This window comes from Bacillus spongiae, from assembly GCF_037120725.1.
In the GTDB taxonomy this organism is placed as follows: domain Bacteria; phylum Bacillota; class Bacilli; order Bacillales; family Bacillaceae_K; genus Bacillus_CI; species Bacillus_CI spongiae.
Map to the genome: position 1 here is coordinate 1 of NZ_JBBAXC010000024.1, position 25,858 is coordinate 25,858.

At 36.9% G+C, this 25,858-nt stretch carries 16 protein-coding genes, 9 tRNA genes, 2 rRNA genes and 1 other annotated feature (1 of these 28 cut by a window edge); of the genes, 23 read left to right on the forward strand and 4 right to left on the reverse strand.

The features are described 5' to 3' along the window. The 19 genes from WAK64_RS19995 to WAK64_RS22520 form a co-directional block, all read left to right on the forward strand. Nucleotides 1–116, forward strand: a 23S ribosomal RNA gene (locus WAK64_RS19995); the annotation flags it as partial. Nucleotides 117–364: 248 nt separating this feature from the next. Beyond that, nucleotides 365–480: ribosomal RNA gene (gene rrf / locus WAK64_RS20000) — 5S ribosomal RNA — on the forward strand. Nucleotides 481–487: 7 nt separating this feature from the next. After that, nucleotides 488–562: transfer RNA gene (locus tag WAK64_RS20005), tRNA-Asn, on the forward strand. 1 nt (nucleotide 563) lies between these two features. After that, nucleotides 564–636: transfer RNA gene (locus WAK64_RS20010), tRNA-Thr, on the forward strand. A 17-nt stretch (nucleotides 637–653) separates the two neighbouring features. Further along, a tRNA-Glu gene (locus WAK64_RS20015) sits at nucleotides 654–728 on the forward strand. 6 nt (nucleotides 729–734) lie between these two features. Beyond that, nucleotides 735–810: transfer RNA gene (locus WAK64_RS20020), tRNA-Val, on the forward strand. Between the two features lie 3 nt (nucleotides 811–813). Beyond that, nucleotides 814–889, forward strand: a tRNA-Thr gene (locus WAK64_RS20025). A gap of 9 nt (nucleotides 890–898) precedes the next feature. Then, a tRNA-Tyr gene (locus tag WAK64_RS20030) sits at nucleotides 899–983 on the forward strand. Between the two features lie 153 nt (nucleotides 984–1,136). Then, a tRNA-Gln gene (locus WAK64_RS20035) sits at nucleotides 1,137–1,211 on the forward strand. A 5-nt stretch (nucleotides 1,212–1,216) separates the two neighbouring features. Further along, nucleotides 1,217–1,289 (forward strand) — tRNA-Lys (locus WAK64_RS20040). Between the two features lie 18 nt (nucleotides 1,290–1,307). Further along, nucleotides 1,308–1,383, forward strand: a tRNA-Ala gene (locus WAK64_RS20045). Nucleotides 1,384–1,769: 386 nt separating this feature from the next. Then, complete coding sequence (gene rocF / locus WAK64_RS20050) at nucleotides 1,770–2,672, forward strand: arginase (protein ID WP_336588778.1); 903 nt, start codon at nucleotides 1,770–1,772, stop codon at nucleotides 2,670–2,672. A 514-nt stretch (nucleotides 2,673–3,186) separates the two neighbouring features. After that, entirely contained in the window at nucleotides 3,187–3,750 is a 564-nt protein-coding gene (sigW, locus tag WAK64_RS20055; protein ID WP_336588779.1) for an RNA polymerase sigma factor SigW, read from the forward strand. A 15-nt stretch (nucleotides 3,751–3,765) separates the two neighbouring features. Next, nucleotides 3,766–4,401, forward strand: a complete 636-nt coding sequence (locus tag WAK64_RS20060; RefSeq protein ID WP_336588780.1) for a zf-HC2 domain-containing protein — start codon at nucleotides 3,766–3,768, stop codon at nucleotides 4,399–4,401. Between the two features lie 144 nt (nucleotides 4,402–4,545). Continuing rightward, a complete protein-coding gene (gene cdaA / locus WAK64_RS20065) occupies nucleotides 4,546–5,385 on the forward strand; it encodes a diadenylate cyclase CdaA (protein ID WP_336588781.1) in 840 nt (279 codons plus the stop codon). Further along, entirely contained in the window at nucleotides 5,378–6,595 is a 1,218-nt protein-coding gene (locus tag WAK64_RS20070) for a CdaR family protein (RefSeq protein WP_336588782.1), read from the forward strand. Before cdaA ends, WAK64_RS20070 begins: the two co-directional genes overlap by 8 nt. Nucleotides 6,596–6,639: 44 nt before the next feature. Then, a complete protein-coding gene (gene glmM / locus WAK64_RS20075) occupies nucleotides 6,640–7,983 on the forward strand; it encodes a phosphoglucosamine mutase (protein ID WP_336588783.1) in 1,344 nt (447 codons plus the stop codon). 415 nt (nucleotides 7,984–8,398) lie between these two features. After that, nucleotides 8,399–10,201 carry a glutamine--fructose-6-phosphate transaminase (isomerizing) gene (glmS, locus tag WAK64_RS20080; RefSeq protein ID WP_336588784.1) on the forward strand — a complete coding sequence of 601 codons (1,803 nt, stop codon included), beginning with the start codon at nucleotides 8,399–8,401 and terminating at the stop codon, nucleotides 10,199–10,201. 134 nt (nucleotides 10,202–10,335) lie between these two features. Next, entirely contained in the window at nucleotides 10,336–10,476 is a 141-nt protein-coding gene (locus tag WAK64_RS22520; protein ID WP_419465975.1) for a Spo0E family sporulation regulatory protein-aspartic acid phosphatase, read from the forward strand. Between the two features lie 79 nt (nucleotides 10,477–10,555). Here WAK64_RS22520 and WAK64_RS20085 read toward each other — a convergent pair whose 3' ends face one another. Further along, nucleotides 10,556–11,017, reverse strand: coding sequence for a hypothetical protein (locus WAK64_RS20085; protein ID WP_336588785.1), 462 nt, complete (start codon nucleotides 11,015–11,017; stop codon nucleotides 10,556–10,558). Nucleotides 11,018–11,922: 905 nt separating this feature from the next. Between WAK64_RS20085 and WAK64_RS20090 the strand changes: the two genes are divergently transcribed. From WAK64_RS20090 to WAK64_RS20100, 3 genes are all read left to right on the forward strand, one after another. Continuing rightward, the gene (locus WAK64_RS20090; RefSeq protein WP_336588786.1) at nucleotides 11,923–12,384 is read left to right on the forward strand and encodes a DinB family protein; all 462 of its coding nucleotides are present in this window, start codon (nucleotides 11,923–11,925) and stop codon (nucleotides 12,382–12,384) included. A gap of 96 nt (nucleotides 12,385–12,480) precedes the next feature. Further along, nucleotides 12,481–12,831 carry a hypothetical protein gene (locus tag WAK64_RS20095; RefSeq protein WP_336588787.1) on the forward strand — a complete coding sequence of 117 codons (351 nt, stop codon included), beginning with the start codon at nucleotides 12,481–12,483 and terminating at the stop codon, nucleotides 12,829–12,831. A 547-nt stretch (nucleotides 12,832–13,378) separates the two neighbouring features. After that, a complete protein-coding gene (locus tag WAK64_RS20100; protein WP_336588788.1) occupies nucleotides 13,379–14,740 on the forward strand; it encodes an MATE family efflux transporter in 1,362 nt (453 codons plus the stop codon). 169 nt (nucleotides 14,741–14,909) lie between these two features. Here WAK64_RS20100 and WAK64_RS20105 read toward each other — a convergent pair whose 3' ends face one another. Next, nucleotides 14,910–16,541, reverse strand: coding sequence for a MutH/Sau3AI family endonuclease (locus WAK64_RS20105; RefSeq protein WP_336588789.1), 1,632 nt, complete (start codon nucleotides 16,539–16,541; stop codon nucleotides 14,910–14,912). Between the two features lie 2,166 nt (nucleotides 16,542–18,707). Here WAK64_RS20105 and WAK64_RS20110 point away from each other — a divergent pair. Beyond that, nucleotides 18,708–20,258: a hypothetical protein gene (locus WAK64_RS20110; RefSeq protein ID WP_336588790.1), complete on the forward strand. Its 1,551-nt coding sequence runs from the start codon at nucleotides 18,708–18,710 to the stop codon at nucleotides 20,256–20,258. A gap of 261 nt (nucleotides 20,259–20,519) precedes the next feature. Here the strand turns inward: WAK64_RS20110 and WAK64_RS20115 are convergent, their stop codons facing one another. Further along, complete coding sequence (locus WAK64_RS20115) at nucleotides 20,520–21,860, reverse strand: MFS transporter (RefSeq protein WP_336588791.1); 1,341 nt, start codon at nucleotides 21,858–21,860, stop codon at nucleotides 20,520–20,522. Between the two features lie 759 nt (nucleotides 21,861–22,619). Beyond that, on the reverse strand, nucleotides 22,620–25,724 hold the full coding sequence (gene ileS / locus WAK64_RS20120) for an isoleucine--tRNA ligase (protein WP_336588792.1): 3,105 nt from the start codon (nucleotides 25,722–25,724) through the stop codon (nucleotides 22,620–22,622). A 50-nt stretch (nucleotides 25,725–25,774) separates the two neighbouring features. Further along, nucleotides 25,775–25,858, reverse strand: a binding site (T-box leader) (it continues 152 nt past the right edge of the window).

Here is a 25,858-nt window from a genome sequence, read left to right on the forward strand (position 1 = left end):
TTTCCCATAGCATTAGCTAGTAAGATCCCTGAAAGATGATCAGGTTGATAGGTTCGAGGTGGAAGCATGGTGACATGTGGAGCTGACGAATACTAATCGATCGAGGACTTAACCAAAAGAAAATAGTGAAAGCGACTGTTCATGTGCGACAAGCACGAGGCAGCTTACGAGGAGGCTTAGCCACCGTAGTGAGATGACTTGTGACCTCGAGCACATAGGAGCTGTAACTGGATTAGAAAAGCGGAAGCTTTTCACGGTGATTACTCACTCTTCATCAATCTTTATCTAGTTTTGAGGGTAAAATTCAAAAAAACTCTTGAAAAAAAATAAGATAGTAGTATAATAATACTTGTCTTTTAAAAAGTCTGGTGGCAATAGCAAAGAGGTCACACCCGTTCCCATACCGAACACGAAAGTTAAGCTCTTTAGCGCCGATGGTAGTTGGGGGCTTCCCCCTGTGAGAGTAGGACGTCGCCAGGCATAACGTTCCGCAGTAGCTCAGTGGTAGAGCTATCGGCTGTTAACCGATCGGTCGCAGGTTCGAATCCTGCCTGCGGAGCCATGCTTCCATAGCTCAGCAGGTAGAGCACTTCCATGGTAAGGAAGAGGTCACCGGTTCGAGCCCGGTTGGAAGCTTACTATTATAAAAGATTGGCCCGTTGGTCAAGCGGTTAAGACACCGCCCTTTCACGGCGGTAACACGGGTTCGAATCCCGTACGGGTCACCATTTTACGGAGGATTAGCTCAGCTGGGAGAGCATCTGCCTTACAAGCAGAGGGTCGGCGGTTCGATCCCGTCATCCTCCACCATTTGCCGGTGTAGCTCAACTGGTAGAGCAACTGACTTGTAATCAGTAGGTTGGGGGTTCAAGTCCTCTTGCCGGCACCATTTAAATATGGAGGGGTAGCGAAGTGGCTAAACGCGGCGGACTGTAAATCCGCTCCCTCAGGGTTCGGCGGTTCGAATCCGTCCCCCTCCACCATTTTGATAGTGATTAAACTATTGGACATACTGTGTATCGTCCTTTTTATATTTACATATGATACATATTTTGGAAAAAAACAAAGTTGTCTTTATTGAATGATTCGGTTTGAATCGTAAAGACTAAACAAGAACTATCGAATGATTTTATTATTGGGCTATAGCCAAGCGGTAAGGCAACGGACTTTGACTCCGTCATGCGTTGGTTCGAATCCAGCTAGCCCAGCCATTTACGAGCCATTAGCTCAGTTGGTAGAGCATCTGACTTTTAATCAGAGGGTCGAAGGTTCGAGTCCTTCATGGCTCATATTTAAGTATTGCTAGTGGGGCCTTAGCTCAGCTGGGAGAGCGCCTGCTTTGCACGCAGGAGGTCAGCGGTTCGATCCCGCTAGGCTCCACCATAACTTATACATATACTCAAAACCTTAGACGATGCTCTAAGGTTTTTTTAATTATTTTGACGCTGAAACATGAGCTATCATTATTAGGGTGATAACGGATAGACCTTTAATCTAACAGTCGATGCCTCTATCATAAAAAGGGCTATAAAGCTTAAATCAAGTAATAATCTACTTGTCACCAATTAATTGCAAAGGTATAAACTGATGAGTTCTACAAATTAATGAGAAAGTGAAGAACATATAAGGTCATACTATAAGTAAATGGCTTTATAAAGTAATTTAATTATTCGAAAATGTAAGCGTATATATATACATTATTTTGTCGAGTTGAGTCATTTAGTCATTGAACGATACAATAAGAGTAGAATGGGTAAGGAGGAATCATAATGAATACAGATAAGATTTCAATAATCGGTGTTCCAATGGACTTAGGCCAAATGCGAAGAGGCGTAGATATGGGTCCAAGTGCTATTCGCTATGCTGGCGTAGTAGAGCGTTTAGAAGCAATTGGTCATCAAGTAGAGGATTTAGGCGACATTGAAATAGGTCGAGCAGAAAAGATGGTACCACAAGATACAAACTTACGTAATTTGAAAGCGGTTGCTGAAGCGAGTGAGCAGCTTGCTTTTACTGTAAATGATGTTGTTCAGCAAGGTCATTTTCCATTAGTTCTAGGGGGTGACCACAGCATTGCGATTGGAACGATAGCTGGTGTAGCAAAAAATTATGATAATCTTGGTGTTATTTGGTATGATGCGCACGGAGATTTAAATACAGCTGAAACGTCTCCTTCTGGAAATATCCATGGCATGCCATTAGCTGCGAGTTTAGGAATTGGTCACGATACTTTAACTAATATTTCAGGATATTTACCAAAGATAAAACCAGAAAATATTGTTATTATCGGGGCTCGTTCACTGGATGAAGGGGAGCGAGAGTTGATAAAGGAAAAGGGTATAAAGGTGTATACCATGCATGAGATTGATCGCTTAGGGATGACTGCTGTCATGTCAGAAGCTATCTCTTATTTAAAAGAAAGGACAGATGGTGTTCATTTATCACTAGATTTGGATGGTTTAGATCCTAGTGATGCACCGGGAGTCGGTACACCAGTTCTCGGTGGAATTAGCTATCGAGAAAGTCATCTTGCAATGGAAATGTTGGAAGAAGCAAAAATTATTACATCAGCAGAATTTGTAGAAGTCAACCCAATTTTGGATGAAAAGAATAAAACTGCCTCAGTTGCAGTAGCGTTAATGGGGTCATTATTTGGCGAAAAATTATTATAATCGTCAAAAAATCAGTCTGACAATACCGTTAGCTGGTAAGATTGAATCAAATTAGTAGCTATTACTTATTAAGAAAACCTGGGAAAGAACGATTTTCCAGGTTTTTTGTTTTTCCAGCATTGTTATTTTAGAAATTATATTAACTTTATTATTGAGAAGGGTAAACAATTGTTAAATTCACGTTTTTCCCAAAGTCTCTATACGTTTCGTTACCTTGTTTCCTACTGTTGCTTTAGACTACTATCTGATTTCACCACCCCATAATATTAAGTACATTATTTATGTGACTCCAGCCCCCTCCTTTATAATTCAATACACTGTTAGTAGGTTTAAACTCAAATAGACCGAGCGACCATTTCATTTTATGAAAAGAATATATGACCCAGTTTTTTGTTTTGTTAAATAGGTAAACATTTTCCTTTTGAAATTTGGTAATATTATAATGAAGTTTTTTGAAACCATATTTGTTATACATTCGTATATATGTATAGCCGCAAGGAGCGGAGGGAATAGGATGGATGCGTTAGTCAATAAACGAATTAAACAAGTGATGAAGGGTGACCAAAACGCATTTGCTGAGATTGTTGAACTATATAAAGATAAAGTATTTCAAATTTGCTTCCGAATGCTTGGAAATCGCCATGAAGCAGAAGATATGGCACAAGAAGCATTTGTGAAAGCCTATATGAATATTCATACCTTTCAGCAGCATCGCAAATTTTCAACATGGTTATTTAGAATCGCGACAAATTTATGTATTGACCGAATCAGAAAGAAAAAGCCAGATTATTATTTGGATGCAGAAGTGACAGGAACAGAAGGATTGACGATGTATTCACAACTTTCTACTGGAGAGCCACTTCCAGAGGAAGAGGTTGAGAGTATGGAGTTGCAAGAAGTCATCCAAAAAGCAATTTCAAAACTCCCTGAAAAATACAGGTCGGTTATCGTGTTAAAATATATTGAAGAGCTCCCTTTGAAAGAGATAAGCGAAATTTTAGACATGCCTTTAGGAACGGTCAAAACAAGAATTCACAGAGGACGAGAGGCACTTCGTAAACAATTACGTAAAATGTAGAAAGGGTGAGTTGAAATGAAAAAATGTCCTGAAGTAATTATTGACTATATGCATGAATATTTAGATGAAAACTGTTCACCAGAACAGGAAAAGCAGTTAAAGGTCCATTTGCATCAATGTGAAGATTGCCAACAGCATTTTCATGAATTAAAAAAAGCACTCGCTCTTGTGCAAAGTACTTCTCATGTCCATGCACCAGATGACTTTACAGCAAATGTAATGGCAAAATTACCGAAAGAGAAGAAAAAAATAGGAGTGGAAAGATGGTTTAGGAAGCACCCATTTTTAGTTGCCGCATCACTATTTGTTGTCTTGATGGGATCTACCTTATTCTCTTCGTGGGGAAATAATGATGAGCTTGTCTTTACAAAGTATGATGGCCTTATTGTTGAAGGGCAAACAGTTGTTGTTCCAGAAGATGTTGTGATGACGGAAGATTTATATGTTAAAAATGGTAATGTGATTATTGAAGGAGAAGTCAAAGGAGATATTACAGTCATTAATGGAAATGTCATCAATGACGAACATGAACAATACATGGCTTCAGCGGGCAATGTTACAGGAGAGATTGAAGAGATTGATCAAGCGTTTGAATGGCTATGGTACCGTATGAAAAGTTTTGGTAAAGAGTTGCTTTCCCTTTTCGAATAATTGATACTATCTATCAAGTTTTTCTGAATTAAGGCTACCGTTTGAGGGAAAATATATGCACGTATGGTATAATGACCTAGTTAGAGATGCCTATAGCCAATTTTCACGGCTTACGCTTTCGATTAATGTATTGGAGGATGTAAAATGCCGTTTGATGATTTTTTGTCAGAGTTAACAGTTTTAAACAGTGTAACGAAGATGATTGATATATTGTTAGTGTGGTTTGTTATATACAAGTTAATAATGCTTATCCGCGGCACAAAGGCTGTTCAACTGCTTAAAGGAATCTTTGTTATTCTTGTCGTACAAGGATTAAGTGGTTTGATTGGGTTAGATACATTAAGCTGGATGATGGAACAAGCTCTTACATGGGGATTCCTTGCAATTATCATAATCTTTCAGCCAGAATTTCGTAGAGGTCTTGAACAAATAGGTCGAGGGCGATTTTTCTCTCGAGTTAGTCTGCAAGAGGAAGAAGAAGAGCGTCGAATGATTGAGCATATTACGAAAGCTGTAAGCTATATGGCGAAGCGAAGAATTGGTGCGCTCATTACGATTGAGAATGAAACGGGCATGAGTGATTATATTGAAACGGGTATTCCGCTACAATCTCAAATTTCTTCAGAGCTCTTAATCAATATTTTTATCCCAAATACACCGTTACATGACGGAGCAGTCATATTACAAAAAAATCAGATTGCAGCAGCAGCCTGTTATTTACCTTTATCAGAAAGCCCGTTCATTTCCAAGGAGCTAGGTACACGTCATCGAGCAGCGCTTGGAATTAGTGAGGTGACGGATAGTGTAACGATTGTAGTATCTGAGGAGACAGGAAGCATTTCAGTGACTAAAAACAGCGAGTTACACCGAGAGCTGGCGATAGAAGATTTTAAAACTTTGCTAGAAAAGGAATTAATTATAAATAAACAAAAAGTAACTTCCTCTGCAAAATGGGTATGGAGGGGGAAGAAAGCAAATGGATAAATTAATGGAAAGCCGTTGGTTCATGAGGATTGTTGCTTTCGCTTTAGCCTCTTTATTGTTTATCTCAGTAAATGTGGATAATGATCGCACAAAAACAAGTGGAAATGGCTCTAATGAGGATTCAATTACAATTAATGATGTTCCTATAACGTCTTACTATGATACAGAGAATTTGGTTGTTTCTGGTTTACCTGAAACAGTAGATATTACTTTATCAGGTACTAAAAGCCTAGTACAAACGACAAAAGCTAGGGGAGTCTTTAACCTATTTGTTGATTTAGAAGACGTGACGGTTGGTGAGCACAACGTACCCATCCAATATAAAGATATACCAGATAATTTGGATGTAATAATCGAACCAAAGTATATCGATATAGATGTACAAGAAAAAGTGACCGAAGAATTTGTGGTGGAACCTGAACTTAACGAATCCTTATTAGCAGAAGGTTACGAAATTGAGGAATTGCTTGTCGAACCTAATAAAGTGTCTATTTCAGGGGCAAAAAGTGATATTGAAGCTATTACGTATGTAAAAGCGTCGATAGAACTTAATGACCTTGTTGATGGAAACTTGATAAAAGAAGCTAGGGTGCTAGCATTTGACGATGCTTTAAATAAATTAAATGTAACTATCGAGCCAAAAGTAGTAGATGTGAAAATAAATGTAGTCAATCCTTCAAAAGAAGTTCCTATTAAAGTTGAGACAAAAGGAACTTTACCTGATGGCGTCGAATTAGATACTATTGAAGTGGAACCAAATAAAATACAAGTATTTGGACGCAGCTCAGCATTAAATGAATTAGACGAGTTAGAAGTAGAAATAGACTTATCGAAAATAGAAAAGGATACAACACTTGAGGTTCCTGTTACGCTACCGAGTGGATTAAATAAAAGCCAACCTTCTTCCGTATCTGTAAACGTGAATGTTAAGGTAATGGGGAAAAGAACGTTTTTACATCTCCCAATTAATATCCGCGGAGCAATTCAAGAAGATAGTGTGACGTTTCTTTCTCCAAATGATGGATCGGCTGATGTGATAGTAGAAGCCTATCAAGATATTCTCGATGAATTAACGGAGAAAGATGTAAAGCCGTTTATTGATGTTTCAGACCTTCCACCGGGTGAGCACGAAGTAGATTTGAGTGTAGAAGGTCTTGAAAAGGTCAAGTGGTCGTCATCTGTCGAAAAGGTAAAAGTGAAAATTGAATGATCAGCTAGTTACATATTGGGAAAGAAAAAGGAGAGATTGTGTTTATGGGTAAGTATTTTGGAACAGATGGTGTTCGAGGTGTTGCCAATACAGAACTAACGCCAGAAATTGCGTTTCAGCTCGGTCGTTATGGTGGATATGTGTTAACTCAAGGGAAGGATCGCCCGAAAATTCTTATTGGGAGAGATACACGTATTTCTGGCCATATGCTAGAGGGTGCACTTGTGGCTGGGCTGTTATCTATTGGAGCAGAAGTGATGCGCTTAGGCGTAATATCTACACCAGGTGTTGCTTTTTTAACAAAAGTGTTAGATGCACAAGCAAGTGTCATGATTTCTGCCTCTCATAACCCTGTAGATGACAACGGTATTAAGTTTTTTGGTTCTGATGGATTCAAGCTTTCAGACGAACAAGAACTTAAAATCGAAGCCCTTCTGGATCAAAAAGAAGATAATCTTCCTCGGCCAATTGGTGCTGACTTAGGACTTGTAAATGATTATTTTGAAGGAGGACAAAAGTACCTTCAATATTTAAAGCAGACGGTTGATGAAGACTTTTCTGGTATTCACGTTGTTCTGGATTGTGCCCATGGTGCAACCTCATCACTTGCTACCCATTTGTTTGCAGATTTAGACGCAGATTTAACGACGATGGGAGCAACACCGAATGGCTTAAACATAAACGATGGAGTAGGCTCTACTCACCCTGAAGCACTTGCTAGTTTGGTGAGAGAAAAGGGTGCAGATGTAGGGTTGGCCTTTGATGGAGATGGTGATCGTTTGATTGCTATTGATGAAAAGGGTGACACTGTTGATGGTGATCAAATAATGTATATTTGTGCAAAATACTTTAAAGAGGAAGCTCGTTTAAAGCAATCAACAGTTGTGTCAACAGTCATGAGTAATCTAGGGTTCCATAAAGGACTAGAAGAAAATGGGATAAAAAGTGTACAAACCGCGGTTGGTGATCGTTATGTTGTTGAAGAAATGAAGAAAAATGGCTATAACCTTGGTGGTGAACAATCTGGCCATATTATTTTCCTTGATTATAATACAACAGGCGATGGTTTATTATCAGGACTTCAACTTGTTCATATTATGAAACAAACGGGTAAGTCATTATCAGAGCTTGCTGCTGAAATGAAAAAATACCCGCAAAAGTTGGTCAACGTTAAGGTAACAGATAAGCATAAAGTTACGGAAAATGAAACGGTAGCCGCAAGTATTGCGGAGGTAGAAAAGGAAATGGATGGAAACGGTCGCGTTCTTGTCCGCCCTTCTGGAACAGAACCGCTTGTACGAGTGATGGTAGAAGCTCCTACAGAAGAGCTATGCGAAGTCTACGTTTCCCGTATTGTTACAATGGTTGAAAAAGAAATGGGAATATAAAAAGAGATATGCATAAGGAGAGCACGAAATCACTCCTTATGCATATTTATATAGAAACATCTTTATAAGTATTTCTTGTTTTTTGTTGACAAATATTGTATTTGGATGTATTCTGTTAAAGTCAGTAGTCTAATAGAGAAAGGAGTATTTTAGTATAGTTTTATTAAAAGCGCCTGAACTGGTCCTTAGGTGAAAGGAAGTCCAGTTGACGAGGAGGAGGGTTATCGAATGTTCGGCGGATACCTCCCGGCTGATGCGCACAGTCGAATTTTGATCTTAAAACATAGAGGCAACTTTATGGACAAAGGATGAAAAAAAAGCGCACTAATTTTAAAAAAACAAATGACAGAGATAAGGGGGTAAGAAGCCCCCAAAGTTCTTACCCTCTTTTCTAATTATCGGGAGGAACTCATTTATGTGTGGAATAGTTGGATATATTGGAAATCAAGATACAAAGGAAATTCTTTTAAAGGGCTTAGAAAAGCTAGAATATCGAGGATATGACTCGGCTGGTATTGCCATTCAAAATGCAGATGGTGTTCATGTATTTAAAGAAAAAGGCCGTATTTTGGACTTACGTAGCATTGTTGATGAGTCATGTAAAGCCAATACTGGTATAGGACACACCCGTTGGGCGACACACGGTGTACCAAGCCATGAAAATGCTCACCCTCACCAAAGTACTTCTGGTCGTTTTACGATGGTGCATAATGGCGTTATCGAAAATTATAGCCACCTAAAACGTGAGTTTTTAAAGGATGTTTCCTTCAAGAGTGATACTGATACCGAAGTCATTGTCCAATTAATTGAAAAATTAGTGAACGAAGGGAATAAGGTTGAAGATGCTTTCAGTCAAGCACTAAAGCTATTAAAAGGGTCTTATGCAATTGCCTTAATTGACGCTGAAAACGAAGAAACGATTTTTGTTGCGAAAAATAAGAGCCCGTTACTTGTTGGACTTGGAACAGACTTTAATGTCGTAGCAAGTGATGCGATGGCCATGTTACAAGTAACCGATCAGTTTTTAGAGTTGATGGATAAAGAAATCGTGATTGTTACGAAAGAAAGTGTCACCATTCAAAACCTTGAAGGTGAAGTAGTGTCACGAGATCCGTTCACAGCTGAGCTGGATGCTAGTGATATTGAAAAAGGCACATACCCTCATTATATGCTTAAAGAAATTGATGAGCAGCCCCTTGTTATTCGTAAAATTGTTCAAGCATACCAAGATGATCAAGGCAAGATGTCTATTGATCAGGACATTGTTGATGCTATGAATGATACGGACCGTGTATACATTGTGGCATGTGGTACGAGTTACCATGCTGGGCTTGTCGGGAAGCAGTTCATCGAAAAAATGGCAAATATTCCTGTTGAAGTTCATGTTGCAAGTGAATTTAGCTATAACATGCCTCTTCTTTCACAAAATCCACTCTTTATCTTTATCTCACAAAGTGGTGAAACAGCAGATAGCCGTGCAGTACTTGTTCGTGTAAAAGAGTTAGGTCATAAAGCCATTACAATAACAAACGTTCCAGGATCTACTCTTTCCCGTGAATCGGACTATACGCTATTGCTACACGCAGGACCTGAAATTGCGGTTGCCTCAACAAAAGCCTATACAGCTCAACTGGCGGTTTTAGCGATTTTTGCTAGTGTAACAGCGGAATCACTCGGTAGAGATATTAGCCTAGATATTATACAAGAGCTTGGAATTGTAGCAAACGCTATGGAAGTTCTATGCGGAACGAAAGAAGAAATGGAGCAAATCGCTCGTGACTATTTAGCGACTACTCGTAATTGTTTCTTTATTGGTCGATCGATTGACTTCTTTGTTGGATTAGAAGGAGCATTAAAGCTGAAAGAAATCTCTTATATCCAAGCGGAAGGATTTGCTGGAGGAGAACTTAAGCATGGGACGATTGCTCTGATTGAAGAGGGAACGCCAATTATTGCTCTTGCAACACAAGAATCCGTGAACTTAGGAATTCGTGGAAATGTAAAAGAAGTTGTAGCTCGCGGAGCTAATCCATGTATTATCTCTATGAAAGGTTTAGAAGAAGAAGAGGATCGCTTCGTTATTCCAGAAGTAAGCCCAATGTTAACACCTCTTATCTCTGTAATCCCATTACAACTGATTTCTTACTATGCTGCTCTTCATCGTGATTGTGATGTTGATAAACCACGTAACTTAGCGAAGAGTGTTACAGTGGAATAGGAGCTTAAGGAACGAGAGTTGTTATTGTGGCTTTGAAATAAAGTCGCGATGATACACCCCTTTTGGATAAAATTGTCTAAAGGGGGTGTTTTTTTATGTCTAAAAGAAAAAGAACATCTAAATAAGAGAAGTGGATTAATGAAGGACGAGGGTCTGGTTTAGGGTCAGAATATAGGGATAAAGATACAATTAAGTTAAGCCAGGAACTCGATGAACTACTTAATCTATCTATTCAGGATAGGGAGATCCAAAATAAAAAAGAGTCCATAGAATAGACTCTTAAAATCGAGAATTAATTTACCTGTAACTCTTTCACTTTTCTATAAAATGTTATCTTTTTATCCCCTGTCGTAGTCAATGATTCTCATTATGAGCATCAAAAAGCATTAGATATGCAATAAACTCAGGTGTTTCTTGATTAACATGAGATGTGTCGATTCCACGTTCGATATTCATATCAACTTTTAGTTCTTCGCAATTGGAGGTTATTGCATTTAACTGGGATTCAATAATGACAAGTATTCTTTCATTATCAGATCTAATCCTCATATGATTGTAGTAATGATCACTTTTTTCATTTCTTACTACTTCATACGAAATGAAATTTAAGTTATCCAAGTTAGGGTCGTTTATGTGTGCATTAATATAGTTAAAAATTGTCATTTTTAAGAAAATAGCTTCGGATTCTGATAATTCTGTTTCGGCAATATCTAATTTTTTTTGAAATGCGGAGATAACGTCATTAACTGATTGTAACGGTCGAATCTCATGGGAATATTGCTGCTTCAAATATGCATTGTAATCATCATGATCCACGTAATCACCTCATAAAAAAAAGAAATGAAAGATGCTCTAGAGAACATCTCGATATTATTACTATAGCGTATAATCGCATAGGGTACTTTAACTATACCAACAGTTACTTCTGATCTGTACCTTAGTTTCTTTAATTGAGCTTCTTGAATAAGCCATGATGTTTGCTGTGAATCAATAAGTATAAAGGTTTTTTGAATTGGCCATTGTCCAATAATATTCGAGAAACTCAACCAACCGGAGCTTGGTAAATATCCCATTAGACCAGAATCTGAGATTCATACTTCTGTTTCGCTTGTTGGTATATTTGCAGTGCCAAGATAAAGATTGTAAGCATTAGATACTACGTCAAAATTATAAGTTTTTGCTGGAAATGATTTATACCGTACGATTAAACACTGAACTGTTCATGATATCCATTTTACTAAACTTTATAGCATTAGCAGGCTTTGTCCCAACATAAGCTAAGTATACATAAACTCGAGAAGATCCAGAAGATGCTCTTATAAAAACTGGTGTAATCGTGGTTATATCTAAAGGGATGTCTCAATTAAAGAGACATCCCTTTTGTTTATTACTCACCAAATTTGTGAATTTAAAATAACAGTGTACCGTTATAAAAAAAATGTGTGTACAGTTATGTGTAAAGTCGTACGTATTTTAAAGTTTAACTGTTTTAGAATGGGTTTTTAATAAAATTGCACAGTTTTACCTTTTTGCGTATGATTTCACAGGTCGAAAACTGTTTAGGGACAATAAGTTGTTCGGTTAGGAGGAAAAGTTTGTTGAATAAGCTTTTGGACAAGGATGTTTCGTATCGGAATCGGAGAATATGTATATTAAAGGGATTTTAAGGATGATAGGCGAATATTGATTTTTATAAAAGAAATGTTAGGGGGAGTAGAAATATGCAAAAGGTAGTTGAAGGAATTAATCATTATATAAAATGGTTACCTGAAGAGTATAACTCAATGTCTGAAAAGGAAATTTCTGCTCGACCATTACCAAATAAATGGTCTAAAAAAGAGATTTTAGGACATCTCTGTGACTCTGCGATAAACAATATGGAAAGGTTTATAAAAATTCAATATGAAGAAACCGTGTATGTTATCCAATCATATAATCAAGACCAATGGGTAATGGCTCAGAATTATCAAGGTCGACCACTTGATGAAATAGTAAACCTTTTTCAAACATTAAATCAGCAAATTGTTAATATAGTTAAAAATATTCCTAACGAAAAGCTATCCTCCCTTTGTGACATAGGAAATAATCAACAGAAGACACTAGGGTGGCTTATACAAGATTATTTTGATCATATGGAACACCATATTCACAATCAAATTATAACTAAAAATGACGACATATAATTTAGTTCTTATTTAAGAAAAAGACGCTATTGTTGAATAACAGGTTACTGCAATTCATCTTATTAGAAAAAAAGAATAGTAAGGAGTTAGTAAGTTATGTCCAAAAATATTTTATGGATAATATTAATAATGTCTCTGTTATCAGGCTGCATGGGTACACCTAAAACGAATGTAGAAATTGAATGGTCTGACACTATTATGTGGGATGGAATTAAATATAACCATATGAATAAGGACGAAAATAATGTAACAGAGAAAGAATTAGGAGAAAAATTAGGAGAAATTAAATTTTCAGTTGTAGGAAGCAAAGAAGAAGATAATTCAAATTATCAGTTAAAAGATAAAGAAGCTACTAAAGTTGCCAAAGGAACAGAAGTATATTTATTAAAGGGTGTAAAATTAAAAGAAAAAATCGTTGTAAATCATAAAATCTATATAGCCGAATAATGATTAGTATTTTATGAACAATAAAGAGATAGATTGCTACTTTATTATTACAGGTAGTAAGGAATAGAAAGCTATACGGCTGAATTACTTTTAAATGGAAAGAGGGAGTTACTAAAAAACGACTTAGAAGGGCCTATAGATGCTAGACACTGAATTGGATTAAATGATTGTTCCAAGTTGTTCATATTTTTATGGATTTTTGAAATAATTCTTATAAAATAAAAAGCTCTCGACAATCATTAGGTACTGTAAGGGCTTTTGCCTATTTTCTAATATTAATTTAATCTAACTCGTTTTTCGACTTTTCTACCCTTGTTATGTCCTCCACCCTTTGGATCTGCAGTCTAAGGTAATGTTTTTGCCTCCAACTCACTTCAAGCGTATTTACACCGTTTGTTAGCAATTGATGGGCTTCCCAATAGAAACTATAATGCTTGAAGAGTTGGTCATCCAAGATGAAATGGGTTATTTGCCTTGAATTTTAAAAAAATTGACTTTCAAGTTACTATTAGGTATATACTTTCTTTTGTAATGAATTACAGGAGGAATGATACAAGTGGTTGAAACACATGAAGGTTTAAAAAATCAACCAGTTAAAAAAGTATTTATAAATTATTTTTTTCCATCGTTATTTGGGTTGATGCTAATGTCGGTGAATATCCTGGCTGATGGTGTGTTTATCGGTAACGGAGTGGGATCAGATGGGCTTGCTGGTGTAAACCTTGCTATTCCGTTGTTCTCACTTATTTTCTCGATTTCCTTGTGGATTGGCATTGGTGGGGGAACGATGTATTCGGTGAATATTGGAGAAGGGGAAGTGGCGAAGGCAAGGAGTGTATTTTCGCTAGCCACAACTAGTTTAATGGCTCTGATATTAATTACAGGTGTCATCGGATACTTTAATGTTAAAGAAATTGCGTATTTGTTGGGAGCTAATGCTGATACTCTCTCTTTTACGGTCGAATACTTAGAGGTATTGTTTCTGCTTGGTTGGATCATAGCTTTACAGCAGTTAATTAGTATCTTTGTCCGCAATGATGGCAGTCCTACTTTATCAATGGTTGCCCTCGGCATGACTGCAATTGTTAATATTGGCTTAAATTATTATATGATATTTATTTTAGAGCTAGGGGTGTTCGGTGCTGCGCTTGCCACTGTCCTTGCAAGCTTAATTGGTTTAATTGTGCTCTTGCTCCATTTTTTCAAGAAGTACACGAATTTACGTAAGCTCTCGTTCCAGTGGTCATGGAAAATGTTGAGAAGAATTTTCCTAATTGGATTTCCAAGTTTTTTTTCTGAAGCAGGTACGCTTGTTTTTATGGCTGGTTACAATTTAACGATTGTAGGTTTACTTGGAACGGACGGAGTGGCTGCTTTCTCAGTCGTTAACTATTTGCACGGCTTCTTGTTCCTATCATTTTTTGGAATTGAGTCGGCACTTCAGCCAATGATTAGTTATTATCATGGTGCAAAAGAAAAAGGACGTATAATAGAGAGTTTGAAGATTGGTGAGAAGGCTTCCTTCACCTTAGGGTTGTTTCTGCTTATTGTCGGATTTGTTACTGCTCCTATCCTGGTTTCGCTCTTCGGTTTAGAATCCGAAGAGGTCCGCAAACTTGCAATTCAGGGAATACGCTTGTTTTTCATTGGGTATGTATTTCTTGGTTTTAATTTTGTCTATATGACATATTTTCAATCGATAGGTGAGATTCGCAAATCTACAATTATAATCTTTTTACGCAGTTTCTTCTTTCTATTGCTTCTACTGTGGCTATTACCAAAACTCATCGGCATAGCAGGTGTCTGGCTTGCAGTACCACTGGCGGAAATACTCGTTGCACTACTGCTTGTCTTTTTTACGAGAAAGCACGTAATGATGCAAACTGGACAAAGAAATTCCTCTGTTTAAGCGCTGTTAAAGCTAATAGTTATTGGAAGTATGCAATGTTAAGAATTAATTGGGAATTAAAAGCAAGATTTAATTGTTTTTCAATAAAGTCGCACTGTTTAACCCCTTTAGATATGTTATCTAAAGGGGATTTCCGTTAAACTTGTGTATTAATACAAGTCTAGTAATCTCATTCGAAAAATTCTTTTACTTGTTGGTACATATAATTTTTATTTAACCAGAGGGCTTGCTTGACCATATAATTATCTGTCAAAATATCTTTCATATCCTCAGGTCTATTCTGCCAAATTGCAGGAGAGGGTAGTAAATCTGAATTTATACTTTCATGATAATCCGACTCCCCAGCTGAAGGTCGAATGTGAAGTATCTGAGGACCACTCACTTGGCTCGGCAGGTTGTTCTCTATTTCGTAACCTTTCTTATTTTTGGCACTTATCTTTACACATTTAAACGTTAACTCGACACCACTAATGAGAGCTTGTTTAATTAATTCCCATGTTTTTTTTACTGTACCCATGAGTTCGTTTTCTGGCATATACCAAAACTTTGCACCTTTAAATATCTCCCCTTCTGGTGTTTTCTCGTAAACGACTAATAAGAATTTTGTTGTGGAAAGATAGTCATACACTCGAGTATCTTCCCAATCAAGGGTACTAATATCTTTAATAAAGCTAACATCCGATCCAAGTTTAAAGCCTTGAGTTGTGAGTCTTCTTTCGGATGCTTTCTTTCTCTGATTTGATGCTACGGTAATTATTTTTACAGCAATTCCAGCTTTCTTAAACTCATCTGTTTTTTCTAAATCACCTTTTAGATTAAACATCTTCTGTGCAATTAGCCGTGAACTTGCTTTGTCATTCTTTTTTTTAATTCTAACATCAAATTTTTCTGCTAAGCTTTTTTTATCCATATTGTAGAACGGTTTAAACTGATCAAGAATGATTTGTTCAAACGTTTTGTGTTTTAACTCGGATAAATTTTTTATGACATGCTCTTCAGTATCAAATTGTTTAGCATCAATTTTTTTATGTAATTCAGGATAGTCACTTTGATAAGAAGCGTAAGTTATTGAACTCTTTAATTCTCCCTGTACAATTCGCTTCGTAATTTCCTTCATATACGTTGGCCTTAAAGAAAAAGCTCGTCTATGTGCTTTCTTATCACTAAACGGTTGTGTTGTTTGGTTCTCTGCAGTTTTACTTCCTTTGGTCACTGCCCCAAGGTATTGTGTCATACCTTCGGAAATGTCCTCAGCCCTCCCCTGTCGAATCATATTCATTATAATGTTCCAATCATTCTCAATGATTGCCCAATCATCGTCTAATAAGTCTTTCAAATTAAAAAGAATAGAGTGGGTTATTAAGAAATCTGGGTAGGTTGGGTATTCCTTTCCTTCGAATTGTAAATAATCAACTGGATTATATTTATACAACATTAGTTCTACAAGCTTTGACTTTTTTAAAAAGGAAGAATTCTGGAAATCCCTCTTGTGTTCTTCATTAAAATCAAAAATGTTAAGAACTAGTCTTTCTTTGGCACCCCAAGAATTTTCGGTTCTGAAAAATTTAAGCCCAGCACATTTGAGTTCTACACCTAGATTATTGAAATCAGCCTCAGGTCGACTGTTATTCGCTAGCCCGAACCAATCTTTTTCAATTGCATTTCCAAGCCAACCTTTATTTCTTGGACTAGCATACCACTTATCGACATTCTCCTGTGTGACAAGCTCCTTTATCATTTTACCAACGGCAGCTTCACCACGTTCTTTTACCTCTCGAATTGTTTTATATTCTCTATCCATCGTTATCTCCCTAATAGAAAATTCTAATTTTTTGTTCAAATTAATTATAAATTACCTTCAATTTTTTGTCTGTATAGGTTATAACAAACCAATAAAACAATGAAGCATTCCAGGAGGGAGCAAAAAGTATGATTATACTACGTTTGAATGAAATTATTAAAGAGAGAAAATGCGCCAAAAGGATTTAGAAAAGCTAGTGTGCCTCGTGAAAGTTCTATTAGTGATATGGTTTGGGGCATCCGTACTACAGTGAATTTAGAACAATCCCAGAAGGTAAAGGACGGTTTGGAAATTACCAATTATAAAGAAACTTTTGAGAAAGTTGAGTAAAAAGTGAAAGTCTAAGTATAAAGTATTTTCAATGTTTGACGGGGTTAGAGGCTTCCTAGTAGGTCTTGATAATGCTAACTTAACAATCAAAGAACTGTTTTTTGAAATAACAAACACAAATCAATTTGAACCATCCATAAATTACTAGATGCCTTTGAAGTAGAGGCTGTAATTATCCGCATGTTCAACACAGTAATGATGATATTATGCAGGTCTCAAATAAAATTTCGAGGAAATGAAAGCATAAGTTGTTTTCTCTACCAATTTTATATTCATAGTAATTAGTTTCTCCTTTTTAAGTAAAACACAAAATATAATTCTGTTTAATTATAGGTCGTACACCTTTATATTTTGTCCTGCTCGATTATGACTGCCATTAGTCAATTAACCCAATATGAATACACTAATAAATATCCCGAACACAATCCATACGCTAAGTTGTTTATCAATTCTTTTATTAAGAAATTCAAAATATGCTTCAGCTTTTCTTAAAATATAGTTGAGAAATAAACAGATTAGAATAATACCTGAGAATTCAAGCCAATTTTCATTATTAAATAATGGCACAATAAAATTAATATACAATCCAAAAAATAGTAAACCGACCAATAAGCTTAAAATAGTTAATACTCTCATTTACTCCATCCTTTCTTGTACAAATTATATTACTCTCCTATTTATAACACTCAATTTACACTGCTAAAAGCATCAGCAATTTTATATCTTTTATTTTGGGTCACAGCTACTTTCTAGTAAGAGATGTGTGCCCTATTCATTTTATCTATCTTTACCATTGTTGCTTAAATGGTTAGGGAAACGTTGAAGGTCCTTCTTTGCCATGTTGATGCTTCCTACATCCCAGTGAAAATTTAATAAAGTCTACTTAGTGTTAACCTATCAGTTGACTGAGAAAAGGGATTATAATTTAGTACCAATAGAAAATGTATTGAATTATTGAACCTTTAAACATTTAATATTTCCCATCATTTTTCAGAATCAATTAATAGTATATTAAGAAAATTGACAGAGATTATTAACTTCTCTTACGTACTATTAAATGGTGAAAGTGATAAATCCTTACGATGATCATTCAACCATAGTAGAAGTTATTAAAGAAGGGAAATTTTGTAGTTTATATGAGATGTCAGTCTTTTTTATTGTGTAGAAGGTTGGGAGCAAAAAGCTTTTATAGATGATTTCCATAAATAGATCTTCATAATGTACCCTCCTATTAATTACCCACTATTGTGTATTGACCAAAAATAACTGAATAATGGTTAATCCACATAAATCATTAATAGCCTAGACTATTCAAAACGATAGAGTGAGGAGGAGCTGTTAGCAAAAGGAGAAGCTCAAAATAAAATGTTTCACAGTCTGTTTCTCTTACTTAGATTTGAAAGGTATGACTTATAACAATCTTAGGTATTGTACAGCTGGACGAAGGTTAATGGTACATACTTGAAAAAATGACAGTGGGAAACTAGAGGAAACAACTTATTTACTGAACAGGAGAATGCTTGTAGAAAGAGATGATGATGTTGCAGGGGTAATATGATGAAATTCATTTTCTATTAGGCGTTGTACATTAAGCAATTGTTCGATGAATTATTAGCGTATGCTGATAAAAAAATGTAAATAAAACTAAACTAATCTCATTTTTTTCACTTTATTAACTTCATTTAATTTACGGCTGTTTTCATTTTCGATAGGGAATAATTCTTCACTTCATCATGGAGTGTGAAAGAAATGGTTTCTTATACCATTTATAGTAGCATTCTATAAAATAAAATCAAAAAATTATCTTTTTAAATGATCAATAAAGGAGAGAAAAAAATGAAGCTTAAAAAAGTGCTATCTGCTTCACTTATTGCTGGAATGTTATCTACTTATTATTCACCTTCAACACAAGCAGAATCTTTTGAGTTTATTTCTGAGCAAGAAAGTAACAACGTAATTGAAAATGCGAATATTGTTACCATTAAGCCATCGTATGATGATGATCAAAATGTAACCAAATTTACAGGAGCGTTGTCTTCCCACGACGATGTAGATTGGGTAAAAGTAGTTTTTCCAGATCAACCTGGTTCTAAAAATATAGGAACCTACAATGGCATCGCAGATAAGGTAGGGGATGGTGAATTTGACTTTATTAAATTAGAAGTCTATTACGAAGAAAACGGACAGCTGGTGAAGTTCGATGAACATACTCAATATGAAGATTTGCCAAATGTTGTATATTTACGCCAGAGTTTCTTAACTCCGAAACGGTATATTAATGAAAGGTTTATTAATGTAAAATATGCGGTTCCTTTAAAATTCGATGCAAACGCTCTAAGTAATCCTTCAGATGATTTAATTGACACGGATGTATCAGAAGAGAATGAAGCGGGAGTAGAGAGTGAAACAGCAGAAGAGAATGAGGTGGCAGTAGAGAGCGAAGCACCAGAAGAGAATGAAGCACCAGAAGAGAATGAAGCGGAAGTAGAGAGTGAAGTATCAGTAGAGAATGAAGTGGCATTAGAGAGTGAGGCGTCAGTTCGTTCAGATGGACCAATTACCATTTTTTCTGAACAAGAAAGTAACAACGTTATAGAAAATGCAAATACCATTACAGTTAACCCATTGTATGGAGGTGCTGAAGCTGGAAATATCACTAAATTTACTGGAGCGCTGTCTTCCCATGACGACGTAGACTGGGTAAAAGTAGTTTTTCCAGATAAACCTGGATCTAAAAATATAGGGGCATACAATGGCATCGCAGATAAGGTAGGAGATGGTGAATTTGACTTTGTTAAATTAGATATTTATTACGAAAAAAATGGTCAACTTGTGAGGTTCGACGAAAATACGGAGGACTCACCGAATATTGTGTATTTACGTCAAAGCTTCCTATCTTCGAATTCATTTATTAATGCTAGATTTATAAATGTAAACTATACATTCCCATTAACATTTATTGAAGATCTACATGAATCGAATAATTATATTGGTTCTACAGTTCAAGAATCAGAATTTGCTGTTATTCCATCTGGAGAAAAAGTACGTTCAACATGGACAAGTCAATTTGATCATTACGATAATTTTGCTATAACAGACGGCGCGCCAGACGGTATATTATCTTTTGAAGTTGGTTACTCGAATCATGACTTTAATTCTTGGAAAAACACTAATAGAGCGGTTTTCTATACTGTTTATGCTGTAAAAACAGATGGTTCACTTGAGAGAGTTTTTGCTACTCTGACTGCAGGTATTCCAAATCAAGTTTATAAATATTCTTTAAATGTAAACAATCCAGAGTACACAGGCACGTATATTTTAGAATTAACAAATACCATTGATTCAAATAGTGAATACACAGTTAAAATGTCCTTTCAGAATAAGTAAAAGAGATATAGTTTCGTTTCCCCTTTGGTTCTAGTTGGCCGAAGGGGTGTTCTAATACCTGAAGGACTTCACACGTTAAAAGTAGTATAGGATACAACCACTATACACACAAAGTACGGAGCTTGAAAACTATGTATATTCGCGGATATTTATTTATTGAGCTACAAAAAGCCAACTCCCAAAAAATAAGGAAGTTGGCTTTCATTATAGTGTTCAACTGAGGGGTGTTTCAAGAATGTATACATAATTAAAAGAAAAAAATTAAGAATCATTTGTACCTAGCTTCCCAGATACTTTAGATCCACCCTTTTGATTGCTACGGAACCAAAATAAAAAGGGGATGAGTAGTAGTGATAAAATGCCTCCGGTCAAGGAAAGTGTTGTATAACTGGAATGTGCTACAACCATACCAGATAGTGCTCCTCCAGATGCACCAGCCAAAGCAATCAAGACATCAACAGATCCTTGCGTCTTAGCTCGTGTAGAAAGGTCTGTCGAATCGATGATGAGTGCTGTTCCACTAATTAAACCAAAATTCCAGCCAAGTCCGAGCAATGAAAGAGCAATAATGAGGCCTATTAGTGAATCAGCAGGTGCGACTGCCGCGAGACCGCCAGCAGCGAGTAAAGTAGCACCTGCAGCAACGGCCATTCCGATACGCCCAATTTTATCGACAAGAATTCCTGTGACGAGAGATGGTAGGTACATTGCTCCTATGTGAAAACCGATGACGAGTCCTATTTTGGTTAAGTCATGTCCATTATTCCCCATATGGATAGGGGTCATAGTCATAATGGCAACCATCACTATTTGTGTTAAGACCATAATGGTTGTCCCGGCGATAATTCCTCGTTTGTTGATTGCTTGCGATTGAGAAGTTGTTTCTGGCTGTTCACTTTCTTCTGTTTCCTTCATTTTGGAAATCGCTTTTGCGACATTGAAAGGGTCAGGACGCAGGAAGATTAATAGCACCAGGCCAGCTAGGGTGAAGGCAACTCCAGATAGAATGAAAGGGCCCGATAGAGCAGCGAAGCCTATTGACGTAGCAAAATCACCCATTACATCCACCAAGTTTGGACCGGCTACTGCCCCTAATGTTGTGGAGACCAATGCCACACTGATTGCGGTTCCTCGCTGCTTAGGTTTTGCAAGGTCTGTACCTGCATAACGTGCCTGTAGGTTTGTTGCGGTTCCAGCTCCATAAATGAAAAGGAATAGGAAAAACAGGAAAATATTATTGATTGCCGCTGATATCACAATTCCAAACCCTCCGAGACCACCAGCAAAGAATCCTGCCGTGAGTCCAAAGCGTCGTCCAAACCGTTGAGAAATCCGTCCTACAAGTAGAGCGGATAAAGCAGATCCCAAAGTAATCAATGCAACGGGAATCCCTGCAAAACTATCCGTGCCAAGCATGTCTTGCGCAAGGAGAGCGCCAACGGTTATTCCAGCTGCAAGTCCAGCTCCTCCAAATATTTGTGAAATGACGATGATAATCAATGTTCGACGATATAACATTTGTTGCTTTTCTGGATGATCAATATAGCTTTGTAATTGATCGGATTGAATTTCTTTAGCGTCAGTATTTTTTCTATATGACATTACATTATCCCCCTTTTGTTGGAATGGAATCTCAATTTAAATCCTTTTATTAAAAATCGATTGAATAAAGATGAGTACTCTTTTAAATGTCTTTTTTGAGGTGCAAACAATTTAATCATTACATCATTAGACTACTCTTTATAGTAGATTGTTTTGTTATCCTTGTTATTGAACGTGTTCACTTATTACGATAAGAAGGAAACGTCCAATAGCGTATGGATTTTCTTGAGCTCTTTGAGAAAAGCCACTTGAAGGAAATGGTCAATGGGCTTCCTTAAAACGTAGGAATGAGGACTCTAAAAGTGAGGGGAAATAACCTATTGAAAACTTATAGACATCATTCGTACGTGACTAAAAATTGAGCCATTTATTCTTATGTGTCTTTAATTGAGCATACGTATAGACAAGGTAGAGCAGGTGCTTATAAAAAGAATGTAGTGAAAGCAAGTATTTCATCCATTAGATGAAATTGGTGGGGGACAGAAGAAAAATGTTTAGTAATCTACACTCACGTTAATCGAAGAGTAGGGATGTTTGCTGTGCAAGTTATTACATTAACACAATTTGAAGTAGAAAAGAAGTAAAAAAGACTAGAGGGTCTTTCATATGAACAGAGTTTTGTTCAGGTGTACGATATTCCTTTTATTTATAAGTAGGAAACGAGTAGTAATCAAACGTTTGTTTAAAAAAAACCTCTCAGGAATACTATTCCTAAGAGGTTGGTTTTAGTTGAATTTATTTTTGCAATCATCGTTCTTGTTAGGACAACTTTAAAGAAACATTAATCCATTCATCTCCAAATTTCACTTTGAGTAGTTGTTCGGATTCTGGTAAGTTGTCAAAGTGGAGGTGCTGAACAAGAACATTTTCTTTTATTAGGCTTTCAAAGCGCTGAATGATTTTTCTTGTATCCTCAGTTGCTGAAATGGTGATTGAGATATAGCTTTCAACAGGTAAATTGATTTTTCTTCGTGTATCTTGTACTGCTCTAATTAGTTCTCTAACTTGACCTTCGTCAATTAAATCAGGTGAGAGTTTTGTATCTACTAGGACCTTTAACTGGTTGTCACCCGCTATCTCGAAGCCAGAGGAAACGACATATTCAACGTGGATATGCTCTTTTAGTAACGTTACGGTTTGGTCCTCAATCGTTATGGTTAGCTGCCCGTTGTCTAAGAAGCGTTGCTTTTCTATTTCATTTAGACGACTAACATATGTTTTGACTGCATTTACCCGCTTCCCAAATGCAGCACCTGCCGTTTTAAAATTTAATTTAAGGACTGCCGAGTTGTACAAGGATAAGTCTTTAGTAAAAAGAATCTCTTTTATATTTAATTCGTCCTTTATGATTGTATTATAATCATGTAATAGCTGTTTTTCTTCATTATTCCAAACGACAATTTGCTGCAATGGTTGTTTAACCTTAATGCTTTTTGTGTTCCGAATACTCCGGCCTAGTTCCACTATTTTTAAAATCGATTGCATATCCGCTTCTAAAGCAGGGATAATCATGGATTCGTTTGCAGTTGGATAGTCTTGTAAATGAACGCTTTCTTGATGTAACTTCAAGTGTATATCTTCTGAAACATACGGTACGAAAGGAGCTAGCAAGCGACTAATCGTTGTCAGTGCTTCAAACAGTGTGGAATGGGCTGCTCGTTTATCTTCTGACAGGCCAGATGCCCAAAAACGAGTCCTTGATCTCCTTACATACCAGTTGCTTAATTCGTCAACGAAAGAGGCAATCTCACGTGTAGCGAGTGTAAATTGATATTGATCCATAAAGCTATTAACAACCTTCATTGTATGGTGAAGGCGTGAAAGAATCCATTTGTCTAAAAGATCTCTCTTTTCTATATGGTGTCTATCATAGTTAAACCCGTCAATTTTTGAGTATAGGTCATAAAACTTATACGTATTATTTAACGTATCAACCAATTTTGATTTAGCATCTTGAACGATTTTTTTGGAAAAACGTTTAGAATTCCATGGTGAACTATCGACTAAGAATGCCCAGCGAAGTGCATCAGCACCATATTCCTTTATGAGGCTAACAGGTTCTAAAGCATTTCCTTTACTTTTGGACATTTTTTGCCCGTTTTCGTCGAGAATATGTCCAAGTGATAAGACGTTTTTATAGGGCGCTTTTCCTGTAAATAAACTAGATACAGCAAGCAGGCTGTAGAAAAAACCCCTCGTTTGATCAACCCCTTCAATGACGACATCTGCTGGAAATTGGGATTGGAATTTTTCGATAGATCCGAATGGGTAGTGATGTTGTGCAAATGGCATCGAACCGCTATCAAACCACACATCGATCACTTCTGGTGTTCTCTCCATAACCTCATTACATTTGGGACATGTACACTTCACTTCATCAATGTAGGGCTTATGCAACTCAATATCGCTCCTGAGCTGGGTTGTTGCTATCTTTTGTAGCTCTGCAATACTGCGCGGCGCTTCCTCGTGGCGACAGTGAGAACATCTCCATACATTTAAAGGTGTACCCCAGTAACGGTTCCTACTTATATTCCAGTCCATAAGATTATCAAGAAAATGGCCAAATCGTCCATCTTTCATATGCTCTGGATACCAGCTAACCGTTCCGTTGTTTGCAAGCATTTCTTCCTTTATAGACTTCATATTGATAAACCAGCTATCCGTTGCATAATAAAGCAGTGGGGAGTCACATCTCCAACAATGTGGATAACTGTGTTCATATTTCTCTTTGTGATAAAGTAATCCAAGTTCAGAAAGCATTTTGATGATGTCGACATCACAGTCCTTGACAAATTTTCCTGATAGCTCAACCACCTCATTCGTATAACGCCCCTGCTGATCGACGACATTAATAAAGGATAGGTGGTTTTGCTGGACGGTTCTATAGTCATCTTCGCCGTAAGCTGGGGCAATATGGACAACACCTGTACCGCTATCTACTGTCACATAATCTGCTAATACTATTTTGTGTCCTTTCTCTACAGCCACATAGTTAAAAGGAGGTTCGTATCGTTCTCCCTCAAATTCATGGCCACTATGTTCACTTAACACGGTTATATTTTCGCCGAGCACTTTATCCACTAATGATTTGGCGACGATATAGGTCACATTTTCTTTTCTTGCACGTACATAAGTTAGCGTTGGATTCATGGCAAGGGCAACGTTTGCTGGCAATGTCCACGGTGTTGTCGTCCAACCTAAGAAATATTCCTCTTTCTTGTTAAGCCGTTTGAACTTTACGGTAGCCGATAAATCTTTTACATCTTTGTAGCCCTGTGCTACTTCGTGCGAGCTTAAAGATGTTTGGCAACTAGGACAATAAGGGGAAACGCGATGTCCTTTATACAATCGTCCATCCTTGTGAACGGTACTTAAAATATTCCATACACTTTCAATGTACTCATTGCTTAAGGTTAGATAAGGACGATCCATATCTACCCAATAGCCAAGCTCTTCAGTAAATGAACGCCATACCTTCTCGTAAGCGAAGACACTTTCTCGGCACTTATCAATAAATTTCTCCACACCATATTGTTCAATCTCTTGTTTTCCTGAGATTCCGAGTTGCTTTTCAACGCCCAGTTCAACGGGAAGTCCATGTGTATCCCAGCCGGCCTTTCTCTCTACTTGAAAGCCTTTCATTGTTTTATAACGAGCTACGACATCTTTTACCGTTCGTCCGAAAGCATGACCAACATGGGGAAGACCATTTGCAGTTGGAGGTCCTTCATAAAAGACAAACGGCGTTTTACCGTCTCTTAATTGAACGGATTGTTTAAAGGTATTAGCCTCATTCCAATAGTTGCGTATACGTTCCTCACGCTGGACAACCGTTTCTAATTCTTTCTTTTCGTTAGAGTTCATGGATATCGCTCCTATATAAGATTAAAAAAGCACACAAAACCCCGTCCCAAGAAAGGGACGGGGTTACCGCGATACCACCCTAATTCTATTGATCCGATCAATAGCACTTAGCAACGTACAATCATACGTGTTCC

Excerpts from the sequence above, each read along its gene's own strand:
- sigW (WP_336588779.1), top strand. The coding sequence starts at position 3,187 with ATGGATGCGTTAGTCAATAAACGAATTAAACAAGTGATGAAGGGTGAC.
- WAK64_RS20100 (WP_336588788.1), top strand. The coding sequence starts at position 13,379 with ATGATACAAGTGGTTGAAACACATGAAGGTTTAAAAAATCAACCAGTT.
- glmS (WP_336588784.1), top strand. The coding sequence starts at position 8,399 with ATGTGTGGAATAGTTGGATATATTGGAAATCAAGATACAAAGGAAATT.
- WAK64_RS20095 (WP_336588787.1), top strand. The coding sequence starts at position 12,481 with ATGTCCAAAAATATTTTATGGATAATATTAATAATGTCTCTGTTATCA.
- glmM (WP_336588783.1), top strand. The coding sequence starts at position 6,640 with ATGGGTAAGTATTTTGGAACAGATGGTGTTCGAGGTGTTGCCAATACA.
- ileS (WP_336588792.1), bottom strand. The coding sequence starts at position 25,724 with ATGAACTCTAACGAAAAGAAAGAATTAGAAACGGTTGTCCAGCGTGAG.
- WAK64_RS20090 (WP_336588786.1), top strand. The coding sequence starts at position 11,923 with ATGCAAAAGGTAGTTGAAGGAATTAATCATTATATAAAATGGTTACCT.
- WAK64_RS20070 (WP_336588782.1), top strand. The coding sequence starts at position 5,378 with ATGGATAAATTAATGGAAAGCCGTTGGTTCATGAGGATTGTTGCTTTC.
- WAK64_RS20105 (WP_336588789.1), bottom strand. The coding sequence starts at position 16,541 with ATGGATAGAGAATATAAAACAATTCGAGAGGTAAAAGAACGTGGTGAA.
- WAK64_RS20110 (WP_336588790.1), top strand. The coding sequence starts at position 18,708 with ATGAAGCTTAAAAAAGTGCTATCTGCTTCACTTATTGCTGGAATGTTA.
- rocF (WP_336588778.1), top strand. The coding sequence starts at position 1,770 with ATGAATACAGATAAGATTTCAATAATCGGTGTTCCAATGGACTTAGGC.
- WAK64_RS20115 (WP_336588791.1), bottom strand. The coding sequence starts at position 21,860 with ATGTCATATAGAAAAAATACTGACGCTAAAGAAATTCAATCCGATCAA.
- cdaA (WP_336588781.1), top strand. The coding sequence starts at position 4,546 with ATGCCGTTTGATGATTTTTTGTCAGAGTTAACAGTTTTAAACAGTGTA.
- WAK64_RS20060 (WP_336588780.1), top strand. The coding sequence starts at position 3,766 with ATGAAAAAATGTCCTGAAGTAATTATTGACTATATGCATGAATATTTA.